10 protein-coding genes are annotated in these 12,410 nt (G+C 69.5%); 6 read left to right on the top strand and 4 right to left on the bottom strand.

Annotated elements, in window-relative coordinates; genetic code table 11:
- Window positions 1–46: 46 nt before the first annotated feature.
- The 3 genes from ROTAS13_RS01685 to dnaG form a co-directional block, all read right to left on the bottom strand.
- Window positions 47–631, bottom strand: a complete 585-nt coding sequence (locus tag ROTAS13_RS01685) for a GNAT family N-acetyltransferase (protein WP_083755358.1) — start codon at window positions 629–631, stop codon at window positions 47–49.
- A gap of 2 nt (window positions 632–633) precedes the next feature.
- A complete protein-coding gene (rpoD, locus tag ROTAS13_RS01680; protein WP_019459462.1) occupies window positions 634–2,553 on the bottom strand; it encodes an RNA polymerase sigma factor RpoD in 1,920 nt (639 codons plus the stop codon).
- Between the two features lie 132 nt (window positions 2,554–2,685).
- Window positions 2,686–4,575: a DNA primase gene (gene dnaG, locus ROTAS13_RS01675; protein WP_075821372.1), complete on the bottom strand. Its 1,890-nt coding sequence runs from the start codon at window positions 4,573–4,575 to the stop codon at window positions 2,686–2,688.
- Window positions 4,576–4,835: 260 nt separating this feature from the next.
- On the opposite strand from dnaG, the gene ROTAS13_RS01670 reads away from it, so the two are divergent.
- Window positions 4,836–5,231: a host attachment family protein gene (locus ROTAS13_RS01670; protein WP_058389839.1), complete on the top strand. Its 396-nt coding sequence runs from the start codon at window positions 4,836–4,838 to the stop codon at window positions 5,229–5,231.
- A 49-nt stretch (window positions 5,232–5,280) separates the two neighbouring features.
- Here ROTAS13_RS01670 and ROTAS13_RS01665 read toward each other — a convergent pair whose 3' ends face one another.
- Window positions 5,281–5,739, bottom strand: a complete 459-nt coding sequence (locus ROTAS13_RS01665; protein ID WP_058389838.1) for a GatB/YqeY domain-containing protein — start codon at window positions 5,737–5,739, stop codon at window positions 5,281–5,283.
- 178 nt (window positions 5,740–5,917) lie between these two features.
- Between ROTAS13_RS01665 and carA the strand changes: the two genes are divergently transcribed.
- The 5 genes from carA (at window position 5,918) to greA (ending at window position 12,296) form a co-directional block, all read left to right on the top strand.
- Complete coding sequence (gene carA / locus ROTAS13_RS01660) at window positions 5,918–7,333, top strand: glutamine-hydrolyzing carbamoyl-phosphate synthase small subunit (RefSeq protein WP_075821371.1); 1,416 nt, start codon at window positions 5,918–5,920, stop codon at window positions 7,331–7,333.
- Entirely contained in the window at window positions 7,330–8,100 is a 771-nt protein-coding gene (locus ROTAS13_RS01655) for an SDR family NAD(P)-dependent oxidoreductase (protein WP_058389364.1), read from the top strand. Before carA ends, ROTAS13_RS01655 begins: the two co-directional genes overlap by 4 nt.
- Before the next feature lie 24 nt (window positions 8,101–8,124).
- Entirely contained in the window at window positions 8,125–8,391 is a 267-nt protein-coding gene (locus ROTAS13_RS01650) for a hypothetical protein (RefSeq protein ID WP_019459468.1), read from the top strand.
- 53 nt (window positions 8,392–8,444) lie between these two features.
- A complete protein-coding gene (gene carB, locus ROTAS13_RS01645; protein ID WP_075821370.1) occupies window positions 8,445–11,690 on the top strand; it encodes a carbamoyl-phosphate synthase large subunit in 3,246 nt (1,081 codons plus the stop codon).
- 132 nt (window positions 11,691–11,822) lie between these two features.
- Complete coding sequence (gene greA / locus ROTAS13_RS01640) at window positions 11,823–12,296, top strand: transcription elongation factor GreA (RefSeq protein WP_075821369.1); 474 nt, start codon at window positions 11,823–11,825, stop codon at window positions 12,294–12,296.
- The last annotated feature ends 114 nt before the right edge of the window (window positions 12,297–12,410 follow it).

The following is a 12,410-nucleotide window of genomic DNA, read 5'->3' as shown; positions in this document are numbered from 1 at the left end:
AGAAATTCGTCACTCTTCCCTTCGGACCGGCGCCGCGGGGGAAGCCTCAGCCCCGCCCGCGCAGCCAGGACGGCACGGAGAGCCCGGCGGAATCCGGCACGGGCCATTCCTCCCGTACCCGGCGCAACGGCACGAAGCCCGCCGCGATGTAGTTCGGCAGGGCGCGCGGATGGTCGGCGGTGCAGGTGTTCACGGTGAGCAGCTCGCAGCCCTCGCCCCAGGCCGTGTCCACCGCGTGGCGCAGGAAGGCGCGGCCGAGCCCCTGCCCCACCGCCTGCGGCATCAGCCCGAAATAGGCGAGGTTGATGCTGCGGTTCGCCCGCCGCTCCAGCTCGTAGAACCCGGCCGGCTCCCCGTCGCGGTAGAGCACGTGGATCGAGATGGCCGGGCTGGCCAGGATCTCCCGCAGGTGGCTGTCCGGCACGGTGCGCCGGAACCACCACAGGTACTCCCCGCCGACATTGTCGTAGAGGTAGCGGTAGAAGGGCACCGTGCAGCGCTCCGCCACCTCCATCCGCACATCCCCGGGCAGGGAACGCGCAGGGGTGGCGGGGGGCCGGTCCATGCGCAGGAAGGTGACCTCCACCGTCACCGGCGTGATGCCATGCGGCCCCAGCGCGCGGACCGACATGATCAGCTGTCCAGGAAGGAGCGCAGCTTCCGGCTCCGGCTCGGGTGCTTGAGCTTGCGCAGCGCCTTCGCCTCGATCTGCCGGATGCGCTCGCGCGTCACGTTGAACTGCTGCCCGACCTCCTCCAGCGTGTGGTCCGTGTTCATGCCGATGCCGAAGCGCATGCGCAGCACGCGCTCCTCGCGCGGCGTCAGGCTGGACAGGACGCGGGTGGTGGCCTCGCGCAGGTTGGTCTGGATCGCGGCATCCAGCGGGATGATGGCTGCCTTGTCCTCGATGAAGTCGCCCAGGTGGCTGTCCTCCTCGTCGCCGATCGGCGTCTCCAGGGAGATCGGCTCCTTGGCGATCTTGAGGACCTTGCGGACCTTCTCCAGCGGCATGCCGAGCTTCTCGGCCAGCTCCTCCGGCTGCGGCTCCCGCCCGATCTCGTGCAGCATCTGGCGGCTGGTGCGGACCAGCTTGTTGATCGTCTCGATCATGTGCACGGGGATGCGGATGGTCCGCGCCTGGTCGGCGATGGAGCGCGTGATCGCCTGCCGTATCCACCAGGTGGCATAGGTGCTGAACTTGTAGCCGCGGCGGTACTCGAACTTGTCCACCGCCTTCATCAGCCCGATGTTGCCCTCCTGGATCAGGTCCAGGAACTGCAGGCCGCGGTTCGTGTACTTCTTGGCGATGGAGATCACGAGACGCAGGTTGGCCTCGATCATCTCCTTCTTCGCCTGGGTCATGTCGCGCTCGCCGCGGCTCACCGTGGCATAGACGCGCCTGAACTCGGCGACCGGCAGGCCGGTCTGGTTGGCGGTCTTGGCGATCTCGGCGCGCACCGCCTCGACATCGTCGCGGCTCTTGGCGACGAAGGCCTTCCAGTACTTGCCCGGCAGGCTGTTCACCCGGTCCATCCAGCCCGGGTCCAGCTCGTTGCCGCTCCAGTGCTGCAGGAAGTCCTCGCGCTTGACCTTGGAGGCCAGCGCCATGCGCATCACCTGTCCCTCGAAGGTGGTCAGGCGCCGGTTCAGCCCCTTGAGCTGGTCCACCAGCTCCTCGATGCGGTTGTTGTGCAGCCGCACCTTCTCGATCAGTGCCACCAGCTCGACGCGCTGCTTCTCGTAGGTCTTCTCGGAACGGCCGTTCAGGTCGTCGCCGGCGGTATAGGCCTCCATGCGCTTGCTCGACAGCTTGTCGAGCTTGCCCAGGGTCTCCTCGATGGCCTCGAAATTGGCCAGGACCTCGGGGCGCAGCTTCTCCTCCAGCGCGGAAAGCGACAGGCCGATGCCCTCGCCCTCCTCGCCTTCCTCGACCTCCTCAACCTCGGCCGGCGGCGGGGCGTCGCTGTCGCCCGCCGCGGTCGCCTCCAGGTCGATCACGTCGCGCAGCAGCATGCGCCCGGCCTTGATGTCCTCGTACCAGCCGAGGATGGCCTTGAAGGTCAGCGGGCTCTCGCAAAGGCCACCGATCATCATGTCGCGCCCGGCCTCGATGCGCTTGGCGATGGCGATCTCGCCTTCGCGCGACAGCAGCTCGACGCTGCCCATCTCGCGCAGGTACATCCGCACCGGATCGTCGGTGCGGCCCATCGTCTCCTCGTTGACGTTGCCGCCGGCTTCCTCGTCCTCGGCCTCGGCGCCTTCCTCTTCCTCGGTGGCCTTCTTCTCGGCCACCTCCTCCTCGGCGCCGTCCTCGGCCTCGACGACGTTGATGCCCGCCTCGTTCAGCATGGCCATCGTGTCCTCGATCAGCTCGGAGGACACCTGCTCGGAGGGGAGCGCCTGGTTGAAGTCGTCGATGGTGATGTAGCCGCGCTCCTTGCCCCGGGCGATCAGCTTCTTCACCATCGAGGTCACGGCATCGAGGAGCACGCCCTCGACCTGCTCGTCGCGGTTCTCGGTCGTTTCCGTCCCGTTCGCGGTCTTCGTTGCCATTCCGAGCCTCCGAAAGGCGCGGGGCCCGACGCCTGACCGCCGGAACCCCACGCGAATTGCCTCTACCCTATATGGTCCGCCCGCTCCCCGGCCGCCGCAGGCGGCGCACAGGGGGGCAGGACCACTCAACCCTCACAGCCCGTCCAGGCCGGTCTCCCCGCGCTGGACGGCGTCCAACGCCTCCTTCAGACGGTAGGCCCGCCGCTCGGCGGCCGGATCGTTGGTCGCGATCCAGTCCTCCAGAGCCAGGCGCCGGTCCTCGATCAAGGCGTCCTTTCCCCGCAGCAGGGCATAGAAGTGCCACCACGCGGCCAAAACCTCCGCCGGCTGGGCCTCCGGCCGCGCTGCCGCCGGCAATCCGGTCGCACGCGCCGCCCAGGCATGGGCTTCCCCCAGCTCAGCCGCGTGCAGGTGGGCGAGCAGAGTCGCGCTGTCAAGCATTCGTGAGCTCCCCGGGGAGGAGCCATGCCAGCCGAGCAGCCCCTGTCGCAGCGACTGGCAGGGGCCGGGCGGCAGTTCCAGCAGGGCGCAGGCCTCCTCCACCTCGTCCAGCACCCAGGGATGGGCGAGGATGATCGCCAGCAGGCAGCGGGCCTGTTCCACCCGCGCGGCATCGGCATCCACCGGTCGCCGCTCGATCCGCACCGGGGGCGGGCGGCCGAAGCGGGCGCCGTTGCGTCCGCCGCGCCATTCCCCTTCCCCGACGCGTGCCCTGGAAGCGCCGCCGCCAAGGGCCCCACCGGGGGCGAAGCCCGGCCGGTTCCGCGAGCGGGTGGCGAAGAAGCGGTCGAGCAGGGCCGAGCGGTATTCCGAGGCCAGGGCCTTGTCCGGGATCTTCGCCGCCGCGGCCGCGAGGTCGTTGCGCAGCGCCGCCCGCTGTTCCGGCGTGCCCGAGGAACGGCCGGCATCCAGGATGTCGTAGAGCGATTCATGCAGCGGCCGCGCCTTGTCCAGCACCGCCTGGAAGGCGGCCGGTCCCTGCTTCACCACCAGCGTGTCGGGGTCCTCCCCCGCCGGCAGGGTGGCGAAGCGCAGCGAGCGTTCGGGCGAGAGCAGCGGCAGGGCGATCTCGGCCGTGCGGGCCGCAGCGCGCGCCCCGGCCGCGTCGCCGTCGAAGCAGAGCACCGGTTCGGGGGACGCTCTCCACATTTCCCCCAGTTGGTCTTCCGTCAGCGCGGTTCCCAGGGGGGCCACGGCGCCGTCGAAGCCCGCCTGGTGCAGGGCGATCACATCCATGTAACCCTCCACCGCCACGAGCACCCGGCCCCGGAATGCCGCCTCCCGCGCCAGATCGAAGCCATAGAGGTTGCGCCGCTTCGAGAAGAGCTCGGTCTCCGGCCCGTTCAGGTATTTCGGCTGCCCGTCGCCCAGGATGCGGCCGCCGAAGGAGACGATCCGCCCCCGCCGGTCGCGGATCGGGAACATGACGCGGTTGAAGAAGAAGCCGCTGTATCCGCCGTCACGTTCGTTGGCCCGCAGCAGCCCGGTCTCGGCCAGCCGCGCCGCCTCGACCCCCAGCTCCTTCATCGCCGCCGCCAGTGCCCCGCGCGAGGAGCCGGACCAGCCCAGGCCGAAGCGGTCGATCGTGTCCTCGCCCAGCCCACGCCGCCGCAGGTAGTCCAGCGCCTCCCGCCCCTCGGCCTCGCGCAGCCAGCGGCGCATCACGCCACAGGCCGCCTCCATGACCTCGTGCAGGTCGCGTGCCCGGGCCTCGCGCTCCACCTGGCGGGGGCTCTCCTTCGGCACCTCCAGCCCGGCCTCGCCCGCCAGCCGCTCCACCGCGTCGCGGAAGCTCGCCCCCTCCGTGCCCATGAGGAAGGACAGGGCATCGCCATGCGCGCCGCAGCCGAAGCAGTGGTAGTGGTCGTCATAGACATAGAAGGACGGCGTCTTCTCGTTGTGGAAAGGGCAGCAGCCCTTCCACTGGCGGCCGTTGCGCGTGAGCTTGACCCGCCGCCCGACCAGCGAGGGCAGGGGCGTCCGGGCGCGGAGTTCTTCCAGGAAGGCGGGCGGGAGGGCTATCGCCTCCTCCTTTGCGGGTCGTCGTTGCGGGCCATCATCCGCCAGGGCGGCGTGCTGTCCCGTGTAGGTCGGATCTACCTCTATAGTAGGTTTATAGTAGGTTTTGACCTACGGGGTGCCGCAGGGTTCAGACCCACCGGGGCCGCAACGCCGCTCCAGAAAACCACCGGCCGGCCCCAGCTTTCGCCCCGCTGCCGCGTTGTCTGCGGACGACCGGGGCGCCCTGCCCCGTCGCGCGCGCCAAGACACGGAGAAGCCACATGGCCCTGGAAATCCCCCACAACGCCCTGATCCTGGTGGCCGATGGCAAAAAGGCCCTGCTGTTCCGCAATACCGGCCGGAACGGCGAGATCACGCTGCGCGAGGAAAACCGCCTTTCCCCCGAATTCTCTGCGCAGGGCCCCTCCGGTTCCCGTCCCGAGGACCAGTCGCCCAAGGAGACCGGCGAGGCCACCTTCGTGAAGCAGATCGCCCAGACCCTCCAGGCCATGAAGCAGCAGAACGGCTTCGAGGCCCTGGTGGTGGTGGCCGACCCGCAGACCCTGGGCCAGCTCCGCGAGGCGATGCACAAGACGGTCGAGTCGAGCGTCGTGAAGTCGCTGGACAAGGACCTGACCAACCACACGCCGGAAGACATCGCCGCGGCGCTGCGCTGAACCCTCCGGGAAAAGGCGGCGCGTGCCGCCTTTTCCACAGGGGGCGCCGTCAGCCGCCCAGCTTCGCCTTCACGATCGGGCCGACCTTGGCCATGTCCAGCGTCGCCGCGTGCTTCGCCTTCAGCGCCGCCATGACCTTGCCCATCTCCTTGATCGAGCTGGCCCCGGTCTCGACGATCGCCGCCTCCACCGCCGCCGTGGTCGCGGCTTCGTCCATTTGCTGCGGCAGGAAGCCCTCGATCACCGCGATCTCGGCCTCCTCCTTCGCCGCCAGCTCGGGGCGGTTGCCCTGGCGGTACATCTCCACGCTCTCGCGCCGGCTCTTGGCCATGCCGCGCAACATGGCGACGACCTGCTCGTCCGGCACCTTGTCCACGCCCGAAGGACGGGCAGCGATGTCGGTATCCTTCAGCTTCGCCATGATCATGCGCAGCGTGGAGGTACGGGCGGCGTCGCCCGCACGCATGGAGGCCTTGAGTTCCTCGGTGAATCGGCTGCGAAGGTCCATCTGGCCCTCTCCTTACCTCGTTCTGGCGTCGATGCCCGCCGGCCGGCTCCCGCGACAAGGAGCCGGTCCAGGCGGAAACTTCCCACCCGCCCTGCCTGGAAGGAAATTTGGGAAGTTTTTTCCCAGGCTCGCGCGGGATTTCTTTGACTTGGGAAAGCGCTTCCCAGATAACGCTGCCATGCGTTCCGTGGAAGAGATCATCCGCCTCGCCGGCGGGGCGGAGGCGGTGGCAAGCCGCTGCGGCGTGGGCAGCGAGGCCGTCCGCAAGTGGCGGCAGGCCCGCGCCATCCCGCCCAAGCATTGGCCCGCCCTGCTCGCCGCCACCGGCCTGTCCTTCGGGGACATGCCGGGTGCCTCCGTCACGGTCCCGGCCGATCCCGCCACGTCCTCCCCCTCCCCCACCGCCGCGGAGCCCTCCATGCCCGAAGCCGCCGACACCCCGCCCGCCGGCGCGACCGCCTGCATCGTCCTGATGGACGGCACGGTCTTCTGGGGCCGAGGCTTCGGCGCCGCCGCGACCAGGGTGGGCGAGATCTGCTTCAACACGGGGCTGACGGGCTATCAGGAAACCCTGACCGATCCCTCCTATGCCGGGCAGATCATCACCTTCACCTTCCCGCATATCGGCAATGTCGGCGCCAATGCCGAGGATGTGGAGACCACCACCCCCGCCGCCCTCGGCCTGATCACCAAGGCCGATGTCAGCGAGCCCTCCAACTACCGTGCCCAGCGCCACCTGGACGACTGGCTGAAGAGCTTTGGCATCCCCGGCATCGCCGGGGTGGACACGCGGGCGCTCACCATCCGCATCCGCGACGGTGGCGCGCCCAACGGCGTGATCTGCCACGCCCCGGACGGGAATTTCGACCTTGCCTCGCTACGCGCCCAGGCCGCCGGCTGGCCGGGGCTGGAGGGCATGGACCTCGCGAAGGAGGTCTCCTGCCAGCAGTCCTACCGCTGGGAGGAAGGGCTCTGGCGCTGGAACCAGGGCTATGACGCCAACCCCGCCAAGCGCCACAAGGTCGTGGCCGTGGACTACGGCGCCAAGCGGAACATCCTGCGTTGCCTCGCCGATGCCGGCTGCGACGTCACCGTCGTCCCTGCCACCGCCACGGCGGAGGAGATCCTGCGCCACGGGCCGGACGGCGTCTTCCTGTCCAACGGCCCCGGTGATCCGGCGGCGACCGGCGAATACGCCGTTCCCGCCATCCGCGGCGTGCTGGAGAAGCAGGTCCCCGTCTTCGGCATCTGCCTCGGCCACCAGCTCCTGGCCCTGGCGCTGGGCGCCCGCACCTACAAGCTGGACCGCGGCCATCGCGGCGCCAACCAGCCGGTGAAGGACCTCGCCACCGGCAAGGTCGAGATCACCTCGCAGAACCACGGCTTCGCGGTGGACGACAAGAGCCTGCCCGAGGGGGTGAAGGTCACCCATGTCTCGCTCTTCGACGGCTCCAACGAGGGCATCGCCTGCGAGGGCAAGCGTGCCTTTTCCGTGCAGTACCATCCGGAGGCCTCGCCCGGCCCCTCGGACAGCCACTACCTCTTCCACCGCTTCACCGCGCTGATCGAGAGCGTGAAGGAGAAGGCCGCATGAGCCAGTTCTTCGACCTCGCCGGCCGCACCGCCATCGTCACCGGCGGCAATGGCGGCATCGGCCTCGGCATGGCGCGCGGCCTGGCCGCCTGCGGCGCCCGCGTCGTCGTGGTGGGCCGCAACGCCGAAAAGAACGCCGCCGCCGTCGCCGCCCTGAACACGGATGGCGGCGAAGGGGCCTTCGCCCTCCAGGCCGACCTCGCCGAGCCCGGCAGCGCCGCCCGCGTGGTGGACGAGGTGGTGGCCCGCGCCGGCGGCCTCGCCATCCTGGTCAACAATGCCGGCACCAACATCCGCCGCCTGCCGCAGGATGTCTCGGACGAGGACTGGTACGCCGTCATGGACGCCAACCTCACCAGCGCCATGCGGATGAGCCGCGCCGCCTATCCGCATCTCAAGGCTTCCGGCCATGGCCGGGTGATCTCGATCGGCTCGATGATGTCGATCTTCGGCCTGCCCCTCTCCCCCGCCTATGGCGCCAGCAAGGGCGGCATCGTGCAGTACACCCGCTCCCTCGCCGTCGCCTGGGGGCCGGACGCGATCACCGCCAATGCCATCCTGCCCGGCTGGATCGAGACCGAGCTGACCGCCGGCGCCAAGCGCGACATGCCCGACCTGAACGACCGCGTCCTGGCCCGCACGCCGCAGAAGCGCTGGGGCCTGCCGGGCGACTTCGCCGGCATCGCCGCCTTCCTCGCCAGCGACGCCGCCGCCTTCGTCACCGGCACGGCCATCCCGGTGGATGGCGGGCTGTCGGTGCACGGCTGAGGCCAGGGGCAGGCCGGAACCGCCATGGTGCTGCTCGCCGTCATCCTGCTGGCCTGCCTCGGCTGCATGGGCCTCAGCTACGGCCTGTGGCGGGCCTTCCTGCGCGCCGGCAGGCCCGGCCATCCGATGGCCATGGCCCTGATCGCCTCGCTGCTCGTCTCCGGCCTGCTGCTCTGGCTGTTCCGCGACCGCGCGCCGCCGAACCTGCCGGTGAACGGGCTGACCGAGGCGCTCTATATCGCCTGCCTGCTCAACATCCCCGCCGCCATCCTGCTGACCTGGCGCCGCTGACCGCGCGCCCCGCCCCCTGAAACGCCAGACCTCCCGGACGAAGCCCCCCGACCATGCCGAAGCGCACAGACCTCCACTCCATCATGATCATCGGCGCCGGTCCCATCGTGATCGGACAGGCCTGCGAGTTCGACTATTCCGGCGCCCAGGCCTGCAAGGCGCTGCGCGCCGAGGGCTACCGGGTGATCCTGGTGAACTCCAACCCGGCCACGATCATGACCGATCCCGGGCTGGCGGACGCCACCTATATCGAGCCCATCACCACCGAGGTGGTGGAGAAGATCATCGCCAAGGAGCGGCCGGACGCGATCCTGCCCACCATGGGCGGGCAGACCGCGCTGAACACGGCGCTGAAGCTGGCCGAGGCCGGGGTGCTGGAGAAGTACGGCTGCGAGCTGATCGGTGCCAAGGCGGAGGTGATCGACAAGGCCGAGGACCGGCTGAAGTTCCGCGACGCCATGACCAGGATCGGCATCGAGAGCCCGCGCTCCCACATCGCGCACACGATGGAGGAGGCGCGCGCCGGGCTGGAGATGGTCAAGCTGCCCTGCGTCATCCGCCCCTCCTTCACGCTCGGCGGCACGGGCGGTGGCATCGCCTACAACAAGGAGGAGTTCGAGCAGATCGTTTCCGCCGGCCTCGCCGCCTCCATGACCACCGAGGTGCTGATCGAGGAAAGCGTGCTCGGCTGGAAGGAATACGAGATGGAGGTGGTCCGTGACTCCGCGGACAACTGCATCATCGTCTGCTCCATCGAGAACCTGGACCCGATGGGCGTCCATACGGGCGATTCCGTGACCGTTGCCCCGGCGCTGACGCTGACCGACAAGGAGTACCAGCGCATGCGCGATGCCAGCATCGCCTGCCTGCGCGAGATCGGCGTCGATACCGGCGGCTCCAACGTCCAGTTCGGCGTGAACCCCGCCGACGGGCGCATGGTCGTCATCGAGATGAACCCGCGCGTCTCGCGCTCCTCGGCGCTGGCGTCGAAGGCCACCGGCTTCCCGATCGCCAAGATCGCCGCCAAGCTCGCCGTGGGCTACACGCTGGACGAGCTCAAGAACGACATCACCATGGTGACGCCGGCCGCCTTCGAGCCGACCATCGACTACGTGGTGGTGAAGATCCCGCGCTTCACCTTCGAGAAGTTCCCCGGCACGCCGCCGACGCTCACCACCTCGATGAAGTCGGTGGGCGAGGCCATGGCCATCGGCCGTTCCTTCGGCGAGGCGTTGCAGAAGGGCCTGCGCTCGCTGGAGACCGGCCTGTCCGGCCTGGACGAGATCGCCGCCCCGGGCGACGGCTCGGTGGAGGCCTATATCGCCGCCCTCTCCACCCCGACGCCGGACCGCTCGCTGACCGTGGCCCAGGCCTTCCGCGCCGGCCTCTCGGTCGAGGAGATCCAGCGCGCCTGCCGCTTCGACCCCTGGTTCCTGCGCGAGATCGAGAAGATCGTCCGCGCCGAGGAGGAGATCCGCGCCAAGGGCCTGCCGCGGGAGGCGGGCGCGCTGCGCCGGGTGAAGGCCATGGGCTTCTCCGACCGCCGCCTCGCCGCGCTCACCGGCTCGACCGAGGCCGCGGTGACGCAGCAGCGCCTGGCGCTGGGCGTCACCCCGGTCTTCAAGCGGATCGACACCTGCGCGGCGGAGTTCGCCTCCAACACCGCCTACATGTACTCGACCTACGAGGGCGGCTTCGGCATTCCCTCCTGCGAGGCGGCCCCCACGGGCCGGCAGAAGATCGTCATCCTCGGCGGCGGCCCCAACCGCATCGGCCAGGGCATCGAGTTCGACTACTGCTGCGTCCACGCCGCCTATGCGCTCAAGGAAGCCGGGTTCGAGACCATCATGGTCAACTGCAACCCGGAAACCGTCTCCACCGACTACGACACCTCCGACCGCCTCTATTTCGAGCCGCTGACCGCCGAGGACGTCGTTTCCCTGATCCGCAAGGAGCAGGAGAAGGGCGAGGTGCTGGGCTGCATCGTGCAGTATGGCGGCCAGACCCCGCTCAAGCTCTCCCAGGCGCTGAGCCGGGCCGGCATCCCCATCCTCGGCACCTCCGCCGAGGCCATCGACATCGCCGAGGACCGCGAGCGCTTCCAGCACCTGCTCCAGGGCCTGGGCCTCAAGCAGCCCTCCAACGGTACCGCCCGCACGCTGGAGGAAGCCGCCGCCGAGGCCGAGCGCATCGGCTACCCCGTCGTGGTCCGCCCCTCCTACGTGCTCGGCGGCCGCGCCATGGAGATCGCCCATGACCGCACCCAGCTGATGCGCTTCGGCGCGGAGGCGGTGAAGGTCTCGGGCGAGAACCCGATCCTGATCGACCAGTACCTTTCCGACGCGATCGAGGTCGATGTGGACTGCATCGCCGACGCAGAGGGCAACGTCTATGTCGCCGGCGTCATGGAGCATATCGAGGAGGCGGGCATCCATTCCGGCGACAGCGCCTGCTCGCTGCCGCCCTACTCCCTCTCCCCCGCCATCATCACCGAGCTCAAGGCCGAGACCGAGGCCATGGCCCGGGCCCTCAAGGTCTGCGGGCTGATGAACGTGCAGTACGCCGTGAAGGGCAACGAGATCTACGTGCTGGAGGTCAACCCGCGCGCCTCCCGCACCGTGCCCTTCGTCGCCAAGGCCACCGGCGTGCCGGTCGCCAAGATCGGCGCCCGCGTCATGGCCGGAGCCAGGCTGTCGGAGTTCCGCCTGGACGACGACGCCATCTCCCGCCATGTCGCGGTCAAGGAGGCCGTCTTCCCCTTCTCCCGCTTCCCGAACGTGGACGTGATCCTGGGCCCGGAGATGAAGTCCACCGGCGAGGTGATGGGCCTCGACCATTCCTTCGAGCGCGCCTTCCTCAAGTCCCAGATGGGCGCCGGGGTGAAGCTGCCGGAAAGCGGCACCGCCTTCCTCTCGGTCCGCGACGGCGACAAGGCCGCCATGGTCTCGCTGGGCCGCCGCCTGGTGGAGATGGGCTTCGGCCTCGCCGCCACCCGCGGCACCGCCAACCGGCTGCGCGAGGCGGGGCTGCCCGTCACCGAGGTCAAGAAGGTGCTGGAAGGCCGTCCGAACTGCGTTGACGCCATGAAGTCCGGCGAGATCCAGTTGGTGATCAACACCTCCGGCTCCGGCCAGGCGGTCGCGGACAGCTTCGACATCCGCCGCTCCGCCCTGACCAACGGCATCCCCCACTACACCACCGTGGCGGGCGCCCGGGCCGCCGTGCATGCCATCGCGGCACTGCGCGCGGGAGTGCTTGATGTGGCTCCGTTGCAGTCCTATTTTGCATCTTCGTTCTGAGACATCGGGGCGGGTCTGGCTTACCGGCCAGGACCCGCCCCGCCTGTTTCAGCCCGGCGCCGCTCCGGTTCCCCCCGACTTCCTGGCGGGGACTGGCGCGGCCGCGTCGCGTTCTAGGGAAGGCTAAACGCCGTGCAGAAGTTCCCCATCACGGCCGAGGGACTGTCTCGGCTTGAGGAAGAGTTGAAGGTCCTGAAGTCCGAGGAGCGCCCGGCTGTGATCCGTGCGATCGCGGAGGCGCGTGCCCATGGCGATCTCTCCGAGAATGCCGAGTACCACGCCGCGCGCGAGAAGCAGTCCTTCATCGAGGGCCGTATCGCGGAGCTGGAATCCGTCGTCCCCTCCTCCGAGGTGATCGACGTCTCCAAGATGACCGGCGAGCAGGTGCGCTTCGGCGCCTATGTCACCATCGTCGACGAGGAATCCGAGGACGAGAAGACCTACCGCATCGTCGGCCAGTACGAGGCGGACATGAAGAAGGGCTCGATCTCCATCTCCTCCCCCCTTGCCCGGGCCCTGCTCGGCAAGAGCGTCGGCGACAGCGTCGAGGTGCCGGCCCCGGGCGGCGCCCGCTCCGTCGAGATCACCGCCGTCCGGTTCCGGTAGGGCGCCGCGCCATGCCGGAAGGGACCGCCCTGCCCACACGGCACGTGGCGCTGTCCGACGTGCGCGCGGCCGCCGCGCGCATCGCCGGCACGGTGCTGCGTACCCCCCTGGTCG

It is taken from the genome of Roseomonas sp. TAS13, from assembly GCF_001950415.1.
GTDB classification, from domain to species: Bacteria; Pseudomonadota; Alphaproteobacteria; order Acetobacterales; family Acetobacteraceae; genus Roseomonas; species Roseomonas mucosa.
This window is presented reverse-complemented; position numbering and strand designations above follow the sequence as displayed.